Consider the following 18091-nt stretch of genomic DNA (forward strand, 5'->3'; position numbering starts at 1 on the left):
CACGGCGTGAATTTGATGACGCGGAGCATTCTGAAGTGGATCCACGCCATGCGTGGATGCTCTACATCCGGGTGCCGGCACCTACAACGGCCAACGGCACCATGCGTGCGGGTACTCACCCAACGTGCCGGCCAGGCCCGCACGGACCGGATTGGCCAGGATGTACATCGCCTTCTCATGAAGGGATTCATCGCTGCGTACGGCATGATCGTGGTAACCGTGCTGCCACAGCGCCCCTCGTCGCTCCAATCGCCGGTTCAGCAGTCGGCTGCTGCGTGATTTGAGCAGGGCCATACACTCGGCCAGGGTTCCTCCGCGCAGCTCCATCAGCCAGTGCAGATGGTCGGGCATGACCACCCAGGCGAGGCTGTGGCTGAAGCCCTTGCGCTCTACGAAGCGCAGGGTGTCGATAAGGATCGCCACGTTTGCCGCATCGGCGAACAACGGTTCGCGGCCGAGGGTTGCTGTGGTCAATGAATACACGTTGCCGGATCGGGAATACCGACCGTAGCGAAGTCTGGGGCTGGCCATGCCTCCAGCGTGCGCGAACTGCCGGGGCACCGATAGTGGAGATGTCACCGTGTTCAGGTCGGGAAAGCCTCATCCACGCATGGCGTGGATCTACTGATCGACTCCATGGTTGATCCCTACCATGCGCGGATGCGCGGTCACTTCACCGGCGGGGAATCATCTGCGTCGCGGGCCAGCAGGCTGCCGGCGAACAGGGCTGCCAGCAGCACCGTCAGGCCACCCCAGAACGCGGAATAGAACGCCAGGTGCGTATTGAGCGGGAACACCGTAACCGCCAGCGCCAGCATCGCCGGTCGGGCGCGATCACGCGCAGCCGCCGGGGCATAGCGCCAGGCCCGCCAGGCCTGCGCCACCGCCGCCAACCACAGCAGCAGGCCCAGAACGCCGGTCTCGGCAAGGATTTCCAGCACGATCTGGTGGGCGTGCAACGCCGGTTGGTTACCCCACACGGCGGGACCCTCATCTGACAGGCAGGCCGGATACGCATCGCGGAAGCCGCGCGCACCGACACCGTTGACCGGATGCTCCTCGATCATGCACACCGCTGCGGTCCAGATGCGCGCGCGCCCCGAAAGCGCCTCGTCAACGCCCTGCCCGTCTTCGTTCCATGCCTGCGCCGTGCGCGCGACACGCTCGCGCAGCTGCGGCACGCCCGCTGTCAGTGCGGCCGTACCCAGCGCTGCCACCAGGGCCAGCAGCAGCAGCCGCTTCCAGCCGAACTGGCGCACGCCGCTGTAGGCCAGCACCAGCACAAAGGTGATCCACGAGGCGCGCGAACCTGCCAGCAGCAGCACGCACCCCAGTGTTGCAGCGGCCAGCAGCCACCCTGCATTGCCGAAACGCTGCGCCATCGGCAGCAGCAGGAACGGTGACAGGCTGGCCAGCACCTGGCCGAATTTCAGATTGCAGGGCCCAAGCGCGCCACTGAGGCGGTCGGCCAGTGCGGCTTCTTCGGCCGGGCACAACGCGTGGCCACTCACGGCCAGCTTCAGGTGTTCCAGCGACCAGAACCACGGGCTGGTGCCAGCCAGCGCCTGCACCAGCGCGTCCAGCGTCCACACGCCGGTGATCAGCGCCAGGCCACCGAAGGTCAAGCGCCGCCGTTCCGGCGTGGCCACCGCGATCGCCACCAGCCACATGAAGGGCAGGTAGCGCAGTCCGGCGGCCGCCTTGGTCCACGAGGCCGAAGGGTCGATCGCATCGATGGCCGAAAACGCCTGCGGCAGCCAGTAGCCGAGGAACAGGATCGAGGTCAGCGCCCACGCCGCCGTGCTCAACAGGTGCGGGCGGCGCTGCAGCCGGCGCATCACCATGCGCGCGGCAGCATAGACCGCGCCAAGGCCCAGCACGGTTTCGGCAATGCCCGGCAGCGGCCACATCGCCACGTACGCCAGCACCCACCAGGGCGCCCAGCGCCCGGCACGGTCGTCGCGCACGATGGCAGCGGGGTCAGCCGGCGAGATCGGCATAGAGGCGGAGGGTATCGCGCTGCATGGCCTGCAGGGTAAACGGGATGCGGGTCGGCAGGGACGGCGGCTGCGCCAGCAGGGCCAGCGCACGTTCACCCAGCGCGCGCGCGTCGCCGAGCGGCACCGCACCGCTGGGCTGCAGCTGCAGCAGCAGTTCGCCGACGCCACCATGGTCCCAGCCCAGCACCGGGCGACCGACCGACAGCGCCTCAACCACGGTGCGGCCAAAGGCTTCCGGCTTGTCCGACAGCTGCAGCACCAGATCGCTGGCGGCGTAGGCCTGGGCGATGCGGACGGTAGGCGTGCTGATCTGTACGGCCTTGACCACGCCCAGTGCCGCGGCCTGGCGGCGCAGGTCAGCCACGTAGGCCTCGCGCCCGGGTTCGTCGGTGCCCAGCATCCACAGCTGGGCAGGCACGCCGGCGGCACGCACGTCGGCCAGCAGCTGCAGCGCGTGGGTGTGGCCCTTCAGCCGGGTGCCGCGCCCCGGCAGCAGCAGCAGCGGGCCTTCGACCTGGGCCAGCCACGGGTAATCGGCCGCCAGCGCCAGCCGCGGGCGGCGGTCGGCGCGCGCCACGCGCGGGAACTGGTTGACGTCGACACCTCTCGGTATGACCCGCAGTTTTTCTTCCGGCACCGTCGGGTAATGGCGTTGCACGTAGGCGCGCACGGTGTTGGACACGCAGATCACGCGTTCGCCACTGGTCATCACCGCGCTGTAGCGGCTGGGCGAGTTCAACCCGTGCACGGTGGTCACCCAATGCGGGCGCTGTGCGGCGGGCATGGCGCGGATCGCGTACAGGCCCAACCAGGCCGGCAGCCGCGAACGGGCATGCACGATGTCCGCACCAACTTCGGCAAACAGCCGGCGCAGGGTCGGCAGATGGCGCAGGGTCAGCAGCGACTTGCGGCCGATATCCAGGGTGAGGTGCTCGGCACCACTGTCCAGCAGCGGCTGCACCAGGCGGCCACCGGCAGACACCACCAGCGCGCGATGGCCGGCGGCAACCAGGGCCGCAGCGATTTCCAGGGTCGAGCGCTCGACACCACCGGAGTGCAGCGCCGGCAGCAACTGCACCACGGTCAATCGGCGCATCGAAGGGGCCGCCGTTTAGTCGGCCAGCACGAACACGGAACCGCAGTACGGGCACTGCGCTTCGCCGTTGGGCTCGTCTTCGATCGGCAGGTACACGCGCGGATGCGAGTTCCACAGCGCCATTTCCGGGGTCGGGCAGCTCAACGGCAGATCGCTGCGGTGCACGGTGTAGCGCTTCTCGGCGTTGGCGGGCGCGGTGGCGGTATGGCTCATGGCGGATTCGGTGAACGGGTTGCGAGGCCCGTGATTCTAGCATCTGGGCCGCAACGACATTGCCCCGCAACGGGCCTTTGCACGCCGCCGCCGATGCCTCGCATCTCCCCACCACACGCCGGGCGGCGGCGATTCCGGGGATTTCGCGGTCGTTCCGGCAGGTTCGCTCGCCAGAATCGACTCCAGCGATATTTCCCGCATTTGGATCGAACTAAATGGCACTTGCCAGCGCGCGGCGGCTGTTGCAGGATCGGGCCAGGTCGCACCCCGACCCACCCAATCCAACCCGATCGCATGGCCCGCCCCCACCGGACCGGCATCGCCTCTTCCACTGCCAGCCTGGCGGGCGGAGCGATGCTGTCCGTGGTGTCCGCCGATGCGGGTTCGCCCGCCGCCAGCCCTTCCGGGAGACCCTTGCATGACCCTGTCCGATCCGCGCCGCGCCCTGCTTCCGCTCGCCCTGGCCCTGGCCTGTGCGACCACTGCGATGCCGGCGCGGGCGCAGGGGCTGCAGACCTCGTTCGAACCGGGCGAACCTGTACCGGCGCAGGCCACCGGTGCGCTTCAGGTCACGATCGGCAATGGACCGGCCGCGCCCTACGCCGCCAAGCGCAACGCCGGCTACAGCGGCCTGCATGCGCTGCGCTACAGCAGCGAAGGCGGCAGCGCGCGGCGCGAACTGTTCAAGGCCGACCTGCCCATCGAGGCCGATACCACGCTGTCGTGGCTGGTGCTGCCGGAAATCGTCGGCAAGGACACCGTCGCCTCGACCTATGTATCGCTGGACCTGCTGCTGGACGATGGCAGCCGCGTTTCGGCCGGTGCGGCACGCGACCAGCATGGCGTGGCGATCGGCGCACGCGCGCAGGGCGAATCGAAGACGCTGTACCCGCAACAATGGGCCCGCAAGGCAGTGCGGCTGGGCGACGTGCCCACGCTGAAGGGCCGCCGCGTGGTTGCGATCGAGCTGGAGGTAGCCAGTGCCGAGGGCGCGCCGGTCTCTGGCTGGATTGATGACGTGCGCCTGGATGCCCAACCGCGGCAGCGGCCGCAGCGCGTCTCCGACTGGGTGCTGACCACCCGCGGGACCCAGGCCAACGGCACCTTCTCGCGCGGCAACAATTTCCCGGCCACGGCGGTGCCGCACGGGTTCAACTTCTGGACCCCGGTGACCGACGCCGGCGCACTGAACTGGCTGTACCGCTGGAACGAACAGAACGATGCGCAGAACCGCCCGCAGCTGCAGGCACTGGCACTGAGCCACCAGCCCAGCCCGTGGATGGGCGACCGCCAGACCTTCCAGGTGATGCCCTCGGCCAGCCGTGGCGTGCCGGACGCCGACCGCCGCAAGCGCGCGCTGTCGTTCGACCGCCGTCATGAAAGCGCGCGCCCCTACCGCTACGACGTGCGCTTCGACAATGGCATCGCTGCTGCCATCGCACCGACCGACCATGCCGCGCTGTTCCGCTTCGAGTTCCCCGAGGGCGGCGACGCCAACCTGCTGTTCGACAATGTCGATGCGCGTGGTGGCCTGACCCTGGACACGGCCACGCAGACCCTCAGCGGCTACACCGATACGCGCAGTGGCCTGTCCAACGGCGCCAGCCGCATGTACGTGGTGGCCAGCTTCGACAAGCCGTGGCGCAGCAGCGGCCGCCTCGACACCGGCCGCCCGACCGGTTACATCAAGTTCGATGCTGGCAGCGACCGGCAGGTGACGATGCGCATCGCGACCTCGCTGATCTCGGTGGAACAGGCGCGTCACAACCTGGCGCTGGAAATCTCCGCCGCCGACACGCTGGAAAGCGTGGCGGGCCGTGCGCAGGATGCATGGGACGCGCGCCTGGCCCGCTTCGACATCGGCGATGCCACTGACGACCAGAAGACCACCTTGTATTCCAGCCTGTACCGGCTGTACCTGTATCCCAACTCCGGCCACGAGAATGCCGGCAGCGCGGCCGCGCCTGACTGGCGCTACGCCAACCAGGCCAGCGCCAGCGACGACAACACCGAAGGCAGCGCGAACCGCAGCTTCACCGGCGTGCGCGATGGCAAGGTGTTCGTCAACAACGGCTTCTGGGACACCTTCCGCACCACCTGGCCAGCCTATGCGCTGTTCACGCCCGACGATGCCGGGCAGATGGTGCAGGGCTTCATCGAGCAGTACCGTGCCGGTGGCTGGATCGCACGCTGGTCGTCGCCGGGCTACGCCGACCTGATGGTCGGCACCAGTTCGGACGTTGCCTTCGCCGATGCGTGGCTGAAGGGCATCGGCGGCTTCGATCCGGCCGAGGCCTACGCCGCCGCGCTGAAGAACGCGACCGTGGTCCCCCCCGACCGCCATGTCGGCCGCAAGGGCATGGACCGTTCGACCTTCCGTGGCTACGCCAGCGCGGACGTGCACGAAGGCATGTCGTGGACGATGGAAGGCGCACTGAATGACTTCGGCATCGCCAACATGGCCGACGCTCTGGCCAAGCGCGCGACCACGCCGGCCGCACGCGAGCGCTACAGCACCGAGGCCGACTACTTCCGCCATCGCGCCGCCAGCTACGCGACGATGTTCGATCCGGCCGCCGGCTTCTTCCAGGGCCGCAACGCCGATGGCCAGTGGCGCGTGGACGCCAAGGCCTACGACCCGCGCGTGTGGGGCCACGACTACACCGAATCCAATGGCTGGACCTTCGCCTTCACCGCCGCCCACGATGGCGAAGGACTCGCCGCGCTCTATGGTGGCCGTGACAAGCTGGCAGCGAAGCTGGATGCCTTCTTCTCCACGCCGGAAACCGCCGACCCCGCGTTTGCCGGATCCTACGGCGGCACCATCCACGAGATGACCGAAGCGCGCGATGTGCGCATGGGCATGTACGCACACAGCAACCAACCGGCGCACCACATCCCATGGATGTACCTGTACGCCGGGCAGCCGTGGAAGACCCAGCAGCACGTGCGCGAGATCCTGTCGCGGCTGTATGTGGGCAGCGAGATCGGCCAGGGCTATCCGGGCGACGAGGACAACGGCGAGACCTCCGCGTGGTACGTGCTGGCTTCGCTGGGCCTGTATCCGCTGCGCATGGGCGCCCCGGAGTACGTGATCGGTTCACCGGCGTTCGAACATGCGAGGGTGGAACTGCAGGGCGGCGCGGTGCTGACCGTGAACGCGGCCAACAACTCACGCGAGAACGTCTACGTGCAGTCGCTGAAGATCAATGGCAAGCCGTGGACGAAGACCTGGGTGCCGCACGAGCTGATCGCCAAGGGCGCGACGCTGGACTTCGTGATGGGGCCGCAGCCGTCGCGCTGGGGCAGCGGCGTGGATGACGTGCCGCGCTCGCTGACCGCGCGGGGCCAGCGCCCGCAGCTGCTGCACGACCTGCTCGGCAGTGGCGCCAAGGCGACGCTGGCCGATGGCCGCGCCCTGCCGGCGCTGGTCGATGACGATGCAGCCACCACCGTCGGCCTGGGCGGCGGCGCAACCATCGCACTGACCGGCCTGGGCGACGGCGCGCCGACCATGTACACGCTCACCAGCGGTGACGGCCGCATCCAGGGCGGCGAATGGACGCTGGAAGCGCGCAGTGGCAACGGCCGCTGGATCGTGCTCGACCAGCGCAGCGGCGAAGCCTTCGAGTCTGCCCGCCAGACCCGACCGTTCCGCATCGCCAAACCCGGTCGTTACAGCGAGTATCGGCTGCGCCTGGCCGCACCGGGCCGGCTGCCGCTGGCGGAGATCGAACTGTTGGCGCCCAGCGCCGTACAATGAGCCCCATGCGCTACCGTCTGCTGCCTCTGGCCCTTGTTGCCCTTTCCTTCTCCAGCTTCGGCCAGACCCAGGCCTTTGATGCGCAGCTGACCCGCGATGGCGTGACGCTGAACTACCAGGACGCCCGTGGCGCCCTGGCCGCGCCGCAGCGAAAGCGGGTGATCGATACGTTCTACTTCGCCTACCTGCGCGAACGTGCGGACTTCCACCCGGCCGCGCCGTCGATGGTGCGCATCGTGATCGACCCGGCCTACACCGGGATCGCCTTTGTCGGTGACAAGGACCAGGCCGCGACGATCACCATCAACCCGGGTTGGCTGGCGCAGCACCTCAACGACATCGACCTGGTCACCCATGAGGCCATGCACATCGTGCAGGGCTATCCGGGCTATGGCGACGCACGGGTGCCGGGTTGGCTGGTGGAAGGCATCGCCGACTACGCACGCGACCGCTACGGCATGGACAATGCCGCTGCGGGCTGGGCACTGCCGGGCAAGGTCGAGAAGGGGCAGAACTTCGACAGCGGCTACCGTGTCACCGGTGCGTTCCTGAAATGGGCCGACGCCGAACATCCGGGCCTGGTGCTGGCACTGGACAAGGCCCTGCGCGACGGCCGCTATGCACCGGCGCTGTGGCAGAAGCACACCGGCAAGGCACTGCCGGCGCTGTGGGCGCAGTACGCCAAGCCGCGTTCCGACGCTCCGCCGCCGACCCCTGCACGCCGCGGCAAGCGGCGCTGACTGGGCGATCAACTGGGTATAGCCGCGACTGGATAGAGTCGACTGGGTAGAGTCGACTGTTGGTCGACTGACTTTCGTCCAGCCCCCGAAAACCCCGCGCTTCGCGCGATAGTCGACCGACGGTCGACTCTACCTCGCTGGCGTCTACGCCTCAGCGCGACTGCACGAAACCGGCGTACAGCGCGAACAGCTGCTGGAAGTACCGCCGCGTCACTCGATTGCGCATGACACCCTCGCCGATGGGAAGTTGGTCGGGCCCAGGGTGGGAAGGCCGGTCCGGTCCCTTCCCACGGCCGGGCCGCGTGGGCGTATTGGGCCGCAGCGGCGTTGCAGGGAAATGACCGGGCAGCGTAGCGCGTGTGGCACAGACCGGAGTAGGACCGGCCGCTGGCCGGCTGCCGTCGTGTATCTGAGCACGATTGGGGTTGCCGGCCAGCGGCCGGCACTACCCGTTTCCGCTGCGCGGAAACAAAAACGCGCCCCGTGGGGCGCGTTTCCGCAGCTGTCGCTGGAAAGAAGGCTTATGCCTTCTTTTCCGCTTCCAGCTGCTTCCTGATCTGCGCATCGACCGCCGCAATGGCGGTCATGTTCAGGATCCGGCGCGAGGTCGCGCTGGTGGTCAGGATGTGCACTGGCTTGTTCACGCCCATCAGGATCGGGCCGATCGCCACGCCGTCGGTGAACACCCGCACCAGGTTGTAAGCGATGTTGGCCGCTTCCAGGTTCGGCAGCACGAACAGGTTGGCGCGGCCCTGCAGGGTCGAGCCCGGCAGCAGCTTCTGGCGCAGCGCTTCATCCCATGCGGTGTCGCCCTGCATTTCGCCATCCACGTTCAGGCGCGGGTTGCGCTTGAGCAGCAGCTCGCGCACCTGGCGCATCTTCAGCGCATCCTTCGAATCATGGCTGCCAAAGTTGGAGTGCGACAGCAGCGCCACCTTCGGCTCGATGCCGAACAGCTTCATGCGATAGGCCGCCTGCAGGGTCGCCTCGCACAGCTGCTCGGCGGTCGGATCTTCCTGCACGTGGGTATCGACGAAGAAGAACACGCCCTGCTGGTTGATCACGCCGGTCATCGCCGAGGTCGAGGTGACCTTCGGCTCCAGCGGCAGCACGCTGCGCACGTAGCCCAGCTTCTTGTGGAAGCGACCGACGATGCCGGTCAGCATCGCATCGGCCTCGCCACGGGCCACCATCACCGCTGCGATCAGGGTCGGGCGCGAACGCATCAGGTTCTTCGCCGCGGCCACGGTCACGCCACGACGGCCGGTCAGGCCGTGGTAGTACTGCCAGTATTCGTTGAAGCGCGGGTCGTCGTTGATGTTGGTGACTTCAACGTTCTCGCCGATCTTCAGGCGCAGGCCCAGGCGCTCGATGCGCGACTCGATCACTTCCGGGCGGCCGATCAGGATCGGATGCGCCAGGCCGTCATCGACCACGTTCTGCACCGCCTGCAGCACCACTTCCTCTTCGCCCTCGGCGTACACCACGCGCTGCTTGTCGCTGCGCGCGCGGTCGTACACCGGCTTCATCATCAGGCTGGTGCGGTAGACGAACTGGGCCAGCTTGTCGCGGTAGGCGCCCATGTCCTCGATCGGGCGCGAGGCCACGCCCGAATCCATCGCGGCCTGGGCCACGGCGGCCGACAGTTCCACCAGCAGGCGGCGGTCGAACGGGCGCGGGATCAGGTATTCACGGCCGAAGCTCGGGGTCTCGCCGCCGTAGGCCGAACCCATGTCGGTGGCTGCACGGCGTGCCAGTGCAGCGATGGCACGCACGCAGGCGATCTTCATTTCCTCGTTGATCGCGGTGGCGCCCACGTCCAGCGCACCACGGAACAGGTACGGGAAGCACAGCACGTTGTTGACCTGGTTCGGGTAGTCCGAACGGCCGGTGCCGATGATCGCGTCCGGACGCGCAGCGCGCGCCACCTCCGGCATGATTTCCGGGGTCGGGTTGGCCAGCGCGAAGATCACCGGATCCGGCGCCATGGTCTTGACCATGTCGGCGGTCAGGATGCCCGGTGCCGACAGGCCCAGGAAAATGTCCGCGCCGTCGACGATCTCGGCCAGGGTGCGCTTGTCGGTGTCACGCGCATAGCGCTGCTTTTCCGGGTCCAGGTCGGTACGACCGGTGTGGATCACGCCCTCGCGATCGAAGGCCAGGATGTTCTCCGGCTTCAGGCCCAGCTGCACCAGCATGTTCACGCAGGAAATGCCGGCCGCGCCCATGCCCGTGGTCGCCAGCTTCACTTCCTCGATCTTCTTGCCGGTGATCGCCATCGCGTTGAGCACGGCCGCGCCGACGATGATCGCCGTGCCGTGCTGGTCGTCATGGAACACCGGGATCTTCATGCGCTCGCGCAGCTTGCGCTCGACCACGAAGCATTCCGGCGCCTTGATGTCCTCCAGGTTGATGCCGCCGAAGGTCGGTTCCAGCGAGGCGATGATGTCGACCAGCTTGTCCGGGTCGGTCTCATCCACTTCGATGTCGAACACATCGATGCCGGCGAACTTCTGGAACAGCACGCCCTTGCCTTCCATCACCGGCTTGCCGGCCAGCGCGCCGATGTTGCCCAGGCCCAGCACCGCGGTGCCGTTGGAGATCACCGCCACCAGGTTGCCGCGGGCGGTCAGCTCGCTGGCCTGCTGCGGGTCGGCCTTGATCGCTTCACAGGCGTACGCCACGCCCGGCGAATACGCCAGCGACAGGTCGCGCTGGGTCAGCATGGGCTTGGTAGCGGAAACCTTGATCTTTCCCGGCGGGGACATCCGGTGGTAATCGAGGGCGGCCTGTTTGAAATCTTCGTTGGACATCGATGTGGGTTACATGAATGGGCAGAAGGGACAGGGGATGATACCCCCGTTGGAGCGTCCGGACCTGTCGCTATCCTGTCGCAAGCATGCTGCGACCGCACAATTCCGTGCCGTATGCGACGGTACCGCGATACCAGCTTCGGCGCTGCCCATGACAGCCATGGGACGCCCTGAAACGCCGCGGGGCCGTACCACTGACGTGATCGGCCCCGCGGTACCACACACCTGGATCAGCCCTTGGCCGGCAGCGCCTCGGGCAGCGCATCGACCGGCGGCGGCAGTTCGCTCTCGCGGCCATCCAGCGCCAGCTGCAGGCGGTTGCGGTCCAGCGCGCCTTCCCAGCGCGAGACCACCACGGTGGCCACCGCATTGCCGATGAAATTGGTCAGCGAGCGGCATTCGCTCATGAACCGGTCCACGCCCAGGATCAGCGCCATGCCAGCCACCGGCACCTCCGGCACCACGGCCAGGGTGGCGGCCAGGGTGATGAAACCGGCGCCGGTGACACCCGCCGCGCCCTTGGAGCTGAGCATGGCGACCAGCAGCAGGGCGATCTGGTGGCCCAGGGTCAGTTCGGTGTTGGTGGCCTGGGCGATGAACAGTGCCGCCAGGGTCATGTAGATGTTGGTGCCGTCCAGGTTGAACGAGTAGCCGGTCGGGACCACCAGGCCCACCACCGACTTGCTGCAGCCGGCGCGTTCCATCTTCTCCATCAGCGACGGCAGCGCCGACTCCGACGAGGAGGTGCCGAGCACCAGCAGCAGTTCGGCCTTCAGGTAGCGCGCCAGCTTAAACACCGAGAAGCCGCACAGGCGGCAGACCAGGCCCAGGATCACCGCGACGAACAGGAACGCGGTGAGGTAGAACGAGCCCACCAGCCAGGCCAGGTTGATCAGCGAGCCGACGCCGTACTTGCCGATGGTGAAGGCGATCGCACCGAAGGCACCGATCGGGGCGGCCTTCATCAGGATGTGCACCAGCTTGAACACCGGGGCAACCAGCGCCTCCAGGAAGTTCAGCACCGGCTTGCCCTTGTCGCCCACCATCGCCAGCGCGATGCCGAACAGCACGGCCACGAACAGCACCTGCAGGATGTTGCCATCGACAAAAGCGCTGAGCAGCGTCTTCGGGATGATGTCCATCAGGAAGCCGACCAGGGTCAGGTCATGCGACTTCTCGACGTAGCTGTGCACTGCGGTCTGGTCCAGCTCGGCCGGGTTGATGTTCATGCCCGCGCCGGGCTGCACCACGTGCGCCACGATCATGCCGACAATCAGCGCCAGCGTGGAGAAGAACAGGAAGTACGCCATCGCCTTGGCGAACACCCGGCCCACCGTGCGCAGGTGGGTCATGCTGGCGATGCCGGTGACGATGGTGAGGAAGATCACCGGCGCGATGATCATCTTCACCAGGTTGATGAAGGCATCGCCGAGCGGCTTCATCTTCTCGCCGACCAGCGGTTCGTAGTGGCCGAGGATGGCACCCAGGACGATCGCCACGATCACCTGGAAGTACAGCTGGCGATAGATCGGCAACGGCTTTGCAGGCACCGGTGCTGCGGTCGGGATGTGCATGGCGGACTCCGGAAGGGGCGTTTTCAGGCACGTACGGCCCCGGGACTGCACGGGAGCCGTTACCGTGGAAACTGACCGCAGGCCCTGTACTGCACGCACAGGGGGTGCGACCAATGGACGCCTTTGTACGCGCCAGGCACGCCGGCGCAGATAACCTATTGGTACTAGCCCCCCGGTTCAGGTGGCACAGGTGCCTACACTGGCGCCGCACCGCCCAGAAACGGGAAGGCCGGTGGCCCGGGCTGAACGGCTGGGCATGTCCCTGCGAAAGTTTCGGCCCCTGCGGCCGCTGATGTCCTGTCCACACGCAATCTGAGAGAGCCGCACCCAACATGCGCCCGAATCCCACCTTGCTGGCCCTGTCGCTGGCCGCCCTACCCGCCCTCGCTTCGGCTGCGGATTTCGACAACTGGCCGACCAAGTACACCTTCGGCGACGGCACCGAGTTGGCCGCTACCGCGAACATCGCCTACGACTACAACGACTTTTCCTCGGCCAGTGGCCTCGAGGACGACGACGCCGTGCGCCGCAAGGAATTCGGTGCGACGCTGAAGAAGAAGGGCGTGTACGACGCGATGGTCTACTACGACTTCCAGGCCGATACCTGGCTGGACGTGTTCGTGCGCTTCGAGAGCAAGGCCTTCTTCGGCCGTGACGTCGGCCGCTTCCGCTTCGGCTACATGAAGACGCCGGTCGGCCTGGATGCGAACACCTCTTCGCGTGCCGGCAGCTTCCTGGAAACCTCGCTGCCGGTGCAGGCCTTCTACGAAGGCCGCCGTACCGGTGTGGAATGGGTGCTGGAGCGCCCGCAGTACCTGCTGCAGGCAGGCGCCTATGGCGGCAAGGACCTGCAGGGCGACAACCCCGGCACCACCCAGGCGGTGCGTGCGGTGTGGACGCCGGTGAAGGCACCGGGTGACGTTATCCACCTGGGCCTGGCCTACTCGCAGGAGAACCCACGCGGCTACAGCGATGGCCGCGACGTGCACCACGAGGCCAGCGCCCGCCTGCGCGCGCGCCCGGAAGCCGGCCTGACCGACATCCGCTACGTCGATTCCGGCGCGCTGGTCACCGCCGACCAGATCCGCCGCACCGGCCTGGAAGGCATCTGGATCCGCGGCCCGTTCTCGCTGCAGGCCGAAGCGCTGCGCGCCACGGTCACCCGCCATGACGGCAAGCCCGACTTCACCGGCAGCGGCCAGTACGCGATGGCCAGCTGGGTGCTGACCGGCGAATCGCGGCCGTACAACGCCGGTGCGGTGGCCAACATCAAGCCGGCGCACAACTACGGTGCGGTGGAACTGGTGGCGCGTTACAGCCGCCTGGACCTCGACGATGGTGACATCCTGGGTGGCCGCCAGCACGACCTGACGTTGGGTGCGAACTGGTACCTGACCAGCCACTTCAAGTTCCAGGCCAACTACGTGAAGGTCGACGCCAGCCGTCGTGGCGTGCACAGCACGCCGGAGATCTTCGAACTGCGCGCGCAGATGCACTTCTGACCCCTTCCACGTCAGACCCCGGCGGGCGTGCACGCCACGCCCGCCGGCCCTGCGTAGACTGCCGCCATGTACTGGCTCAGCCGCCACCGGATGCTGTTGCTGACGATCCTGGTGATGGTCGGTGGCACCGTGCTGTGCGCGGTCGCCGCTGGCCATTACGCCTGGCGGCGCGCGCTCGGCGACGAAAGCAGCCAGGTGCAACGCCAGCTGCAGCTGTATGGCCAGGGCCTGCAACAGCGCATCGACCGCTTCGGCACCTTGCCGCAGGTCATGGCGCTGGATCCGGATCTGCTGCACGCACTGCGTGTGCCGCCCTCGCCCGGCGAACGGCAGCGACTGAACCTGAAGCTGCAACGTGCCAATGAAGTCACCCGGGCCTCGACCCTGACCCTGGTCGGCCACGATGGTGTGGCGGTGGCGGCCAGCAACTGGGACCAACCGACCAGCAACGTCGGCGAGAACTACAGCTACCGCCCCTACTACCGCCAGGCGCTGGCGCAGGGCCGTGGCCGCTTCTACGGCATCGGCATGACTACCGGCGTGCCCGGCTATTACCTTTCGCAGGCCATCGAGGATGACGGCAAGCGGCTCGGCGTGGTGGTGATCAAGGTCGAGCTGTCCGCGCTGGAACAGGAATGGTTGAGCAGCCCGGACGTGGTGCTGGCCAGCGACGACCATGACGTCGTGTTCCTGTCCAACCGGGACAGCTGGCGCTACCGGCTGCTGCGTCCGCTGCGTGCCGGTGAGCGCCGCGAAATGCTCGATGCACGTCAGTACGCCGACCGTGCCCTGCAGCCCTTGCGTGCACGTACCCAAGACGTGCTGTCCGATGGCGGCCGCATGGTGCGGCTGCTGGATCCTGCGCTGCCGCAGCCGATGCTGTGGCAAAGCCTGGCGCTGCCCGCCGAGGGCTGGAACCTGCACCTGCTGCACGACGCCGGCGCCGCTACTGCTGCCGGTCGCGCGGCCGCCCTGACCGGCGGTGCCGCGTGGCTGGCCTTGGGCTTCCTGGTGCTGTTCGTGCAGCAGCGCAGGCGCTTGGCCAAGCATCGCCTGCGCAGCCGCCGCGAACTGGAAACCCTGCTCAAGCAGCACGCACAGGAGCTGCGCACCGCACAGGATGGCCTGCTGCAGGCCGCCACCGACGCCGACAGTGGTCTCAGCCGCAGCCTCGAACACCTGCCGCAGGGTGTGGTGGTGATCGACCGCGACCTGCGCCTGGTCGCGTGGAATTCGCGCTATCTGGAACTGTTCCGGTTCCCGGCAGACCTGGTGCGCGTGGGCCGGCCGATCGAGGAACTGTTCCGTTTCAATGCCCGTCGTGGCCTGCTCGGTCCCGGCCCGGTGGACGAGGCCATCGAGCGCCGCCTGAACCACCTGCGCAGTGGCCGCCCGCACATGCGCGAGAGCGAAAAGGACGACGGCACGGTGCTGGAGATCCGCGGCAATCCCCTGCCTGATGGCGGCTTCGTCACCAGCTACGCCGACATCACCAGCTACAAGAATGCCGCGCGCGAACTGCGCTCGCTGGCCGATGCGCTGGAACACCGCATCGCCGAACGCACCCGTGACCTGGACGAGGCGCGGCGCGAGGCCGAGCAGGCCAACCGCTACAAGACCCGCTTCGTCGCCTCGGCGGTGCACGACCTGCTGCAGCCGCTCAACGCTGCGCGCATGTTCGTCTCGGTGCTGCGCGGCAAGCTGGGCGACCCGGCGCAGCAGCAGACTGCCGATCATATCGATGCCGCGCTGGCGGCGCAGGACGCGATCCTCAACAGCCTGCTGGATATCTCGCGCCTGGAATCAGGATCGCTGCAGGTCCGCGTGCGCACGTTTGCACTTTCTCCGCTGCTGGAGACCCTGGCGCGCGAGTTCGGCATCGCCGCCCAGACCCGTGGCCTGCAGCTTGACTGGGTGGATACCCGCGCAGTGGTGGTCAGCGATGAAGCCCTGCTGCGGCGGATCCTGCAGAATTTTCTGTCCAACGCGTTGCGCTACACCCCACGTGGGCGCCTGCTGATCGGCTGCCGGCGTGCAGGCGATCAACTGCGCATCGAAGTGCATGACCAGGGCCCGGGCATTCCGGAAAGCCTGCAGGGTGAGATTTTCGAGGAGTTCCGCCGGCTGAACGACGGCGTGGAACAGGAACGTGGCGCCGGCCTGGGCCTGGCCATCGTCGAACGCATCGGCCGCCTGCTCGGCCACCGCATCAGCCTGCGCTCTACACTGGGCAAGGGCAGCGTCTTCGCCGTGAGCGTAGCAGTCGGGCGCGCCGACGATGTGATCGCACCTGCCGCAGCGCCGGTCATCGCGAGCGAACCCTCCGACGACAGCCCACTGCGAAAGTGCCGGGTGTGGAGCATCGACGATGATCCCCACGTCTGTGCGGCGACCCGTGCGCTGCTGGAGCGCTGGGGTTGCCAGGTGGAACTTGCCGACGGTCCGCAGGGTGCACTGGAAATCGCCAGTGCATTGAACGTGCCGCAGTTGCTGCTGCTGGACGTGCGCATGGGGCAATGGCACGGACCGGACCTGTATGAAGCGCTGTGCACGCTGTGGAAGGCGCGGCCGCCGGTGATCCTGGTGACCGCCGAGCGTGATGAGGCACTGAAAGCGCATGCCGCCGAGAACGGCTGGGGCTTCCTGCTCAAGCCGGTGCGACCGCCCGCGTTGCGGGCATTGATGACGCAGATGTTGTTGCGGCATCGGGGCTAGGACGGCTCGGCCACGCGGGCGTCGCGTTGCAGGCGCACGCTGGCTTTGCTCCTCGTTGATTCCGTACCGAATTCCCAAACCTCTTCGCGCGACAGCCATGGGCAAGGAGGAAATGGATGCGCCGCGTCATTGCGTAGGGCATGGAGAAAATCCGAGTGGGGAGAGAGCAGTCTCCTGACTGACCGGCGCTGCTGAGGATCAGTAGATTTCAACGTTCGGCTGATCGGCAGATCGTACTGAAGACAGCCACAGCCTACGGCCAAGGATCCAGCATGCCCTGCCATCACCTATCCATCGCCCCCCTCCGATACCTCCATCGAATCACAGCAATGCTCTTCTGCCTGTGCTGCGCGGGATGCATGGCTGACAGCACACCAGATACGGACGTCAGCCTCAGGAGGGCCGCGACAGAAGCAAAGGCTCCTCCAGCCATATCGAATGCGGACGCCTCGCCGAACCCCGGCATTCCGACAGCGGCCACGCATCGCGCAGCATCTTCGCTCGCGCTTCTTCGGTCAGAATCCGCACTCATGTTCAAGGACGGCATCTCGATCCTGGCCGCCGAGGGCCTCCTGCAGTCAAGCAGAAACATGTCGGATGCGATCAACCGCATGACGCAGGATGCAGCTTCCAGCCCCGAGGCGCAGGACCTGACCCGGCACTATCGATCATCACTTGAACGTGCAATCGGTCAAGAAGGTGTACTTGAACGCTTTTCGTGTGGCCTGAGCATCTGCATCGGTATCGCCCGGACCCGAAGCAGCGCGGATCATGAGGCGTGGGGTCACAGGTTTGCGTCAGATGCATCCTCTCCCACTTACAGCTATGCCGAAGCGTCTGAGCATTCCTGGATGGGATACGAGAACAGGTTCATCTTTTCGATCGACCCGCAGATGAGTTCGATCAGCGGCAACTGACGGGCCAGACTCCATTTTCGCGTTGGCGCAGTTGATTCGAGCAGCTCAGAATGCTCTCACCGAGAGCCAAGTGCCCTGCCCAGGTCAGCCGTCCATCCCTGCCCGCGCGTCGCCTTCCGGTTCCAGCGCCTTCACCAGCACCGCCGCCTGCGTGCGGCTATGGCATTCGAGCTTCTTCAGGATGGCAGTGACGTGCACCTTCACCGTGTTCTCGGCCAGGCCCAGCTCGTAGGCGATCTGCTTGTTGAGCAGGCCATCCGCCAGGCACAGCAGCACGCGGAACTGCTGCGGGGTCAGCTGGGCCAGACGGCTGGCCAGCAGCGCATCGGCCTCCGAGCGCTCGGCGGCCATTGCCGGGAACCACAGGCCGCCGTCGAGCACCGCCTGCACGGCCTCGCCGATGGTCTCGGCCGGGGCCGACTTCGGGATGAAACCGGCCGCGCCGAACTGCTGGGCACGGCGGATCACCCGCGGATGGTCGTTGGAGGAGAGGATCACCACCGGAATGTCGGGATGCGAGCCACGCACGTGCAGCAGCGCGGAAAAGCCGTGCGCGCCAGGCATGGTCAGGTCGAGCAGCACCAGGTCCACGTCCGGCTGCGCGTCGAGCGTCTCGGCCAATGCCTCGGCGCTCGCAACCTCGCGCACCTGTGCCAACGGCAGGCTCTGCCGCAAGGACTGCACCACCGCCGAACGCAGCAGCGGGTGGTCATCGGCGATCAGGATGGTGTATTCGCTCATACCGCCATTGTACGGGC

Annotated in this window: 12 protein-coding genes; 5 read left to right on the top strand and 7 right to left on the bottom strand. The window is 67.1% G+C overall.

All coding sequences use genetic code 11. The features are described from left to right. Positions 1-81: 81 nt before the first annotated feature. From PEM_RS14305 to PEM_RS14320, 4 genes are all read right to left on the bottom strand, one after another. On the bottom strand, positions 82-531 hold the full coding sequence (locus PEM_RS14305) for a transposase (RefSeq protein ID WP_032954504.1): 450 nt from the start codon (positions 529-531) through the stop codon (positions 82-84). A 137-nt stretch (positions 532-668) separates the two neighbouring features. Continuing rightward, complete coding sequence (locus tag PEM_RS14310) at positions 669-2000, bottom strand: O-antigen ligase family protein (RefSeq protein ID WP_111129615.1); 1332 nt, start codon at positions 1998-2000, stop codon at positions 669-671. Beyond that, the gene (locus tag PEM_RS14315) at positions 1981-3096 is read right to left on the bottom strand and encodes a glycosyltransferase (protein ID WP_111129616.1); all 1116 of its coding nucleotides are present in this window, start codon (positions 3094-3096) and stop codon (positions 1981-1983) included. The genes PEM_RS14310 and PEM_RS14315 overlap by 20 nt, the downstream gene beginning before the upstream one ends. Before the next feature lie 15 nt (positions 3097-3111). Next, the gene (locus PEM_RS14320; protein ID WP_005410967.1) at positions 3112-3309 is read right to left on the bottom strand and encodes a zinc-finger domain-containing protein; all 198 of its coding nucleotides are present in this window, start codon (positions 3307-3309) and stop codon (positions 3112-3114) included. A gap of 418 nt (positions 3310-3727) precedes the next feature. Here PEM_RS14320 and PEM_RS14325 point away from each other — a divergent pair, with 418 nt between their 5' ends. Together PEM_RS14325 and PEM_RS14330 are read left to right on the top strand one after the other, a co-directional pair. After that, entirely contained in the window at positions 3728-7072 is a 3345-nt protein-coding gene (locus PEM_RS14325) for a GH92 family glycosyl hydrolase (RefSeq protein ID WP_095377948.1), read from the top strand. Next, entirely contained in the window at positions 7069-7812 is a 744-nt protein-coding gene (locus tag PEM_RS14330; RefSeq protein WP_111174811.1) for a basic secretory protein-like protein, read from the top strand. The genes PEM_RS14325 and PEM_RS14330 overlap by 4 nt, the downstream gene beginning before the upstream one ends. Before the next feature lie 521 nt (positions 7813-8333). On the opposite strand, the gene PEM_RS14335 is transcribed toward PEM_RS14330, so the two are convergent. Then, positions 8334-10625: an NADP-dependent malic enzyme gene (locus PEM_RS14335; protein WP_005419150.1), complete on the bottom strand. Its 2292-nt coding sequence runs from the start codon at positions 10623-10625 to the stop codon at positions 8334-8336. Positions 10626-10855: 230 nt separating this feature from the next. Next, positions 10856-12199, bottom strand: coding sequence for a dicarboxylate/amino acid:cation symporter (locus PEM_RS14340; protein ID WP_005419151.1), 1344 nt, complete (start codon positions 12197-12199; stop codon positions 10856-10858). Between the two features lie 332 nt (positions 12200-12531). On the opposite strand from PEM_RS14340, the gene PEM_RS14345 reads away from it, so the two are divergent. The 3 genes from PEM_RS14345 to PEM_RS20320 all read left to right on the top strand — a co-directional run bounded on the left by PEM_RS14345 (position 12532) and on the right by PEM_RS20320 (position 17333). After that, complete coding sequence (locus PEM_RS14345) at positions 12532-13701, top strand: porin (protein WP_005419152.1); 1170 nt, start codon at positions 12532-12534, stop codon at positions 13699-13701. A gap of 66 nt (positions 13702-13767) precedes the next feature. After that, positions 13768-16416 carry a PAS-domain containing protein gene (locus PEM_RS14350; protein ID WP_111129618.1) on the top strand — a complete coding sequence of 883 codons (2649 nt, stop codon included), beginning with the start codon at positions 13768-13770 and terminating at the stop codon, positions 16414-16416. 530 nt (positions 16417-16946) lie between these two features. Beyond that, positions 16947-17333, top strand: a complete 387-nt coding sequence (locus PEM_RS20320; RefSeq protein ID WP_005419165.1) for a hypothetical protein — start codon at positions 16947-16949, stop codon at positions 17331-17333. 84 nt (positions 17334-17417) lie between these two features. On the opposite strand, the gene PEM_RS14360 is transcribed toward PEM_RS20320, so the two are convergent. Further along, entirely contained in the window at positions 17418-18074 is a 657-nt protein-coding gene (locus PEM_RS14360; RefSeq protein ID WP_005419171.1) for a response regulator transcription factor, read from the bottom strand. Positions 18075-18091 lie beyond the last annotated feature (17 nt).

The organism is Stenotrophomonas sp. Pemsol (assembly GCF_003586545.1).
GTDB lineage: Bacteria > Pseudomonadota > Gammaproteobacteria > Xanthomonadales > Xanthomonadaceae > Stenotrophomonas > Stenotrophomonas sepilia.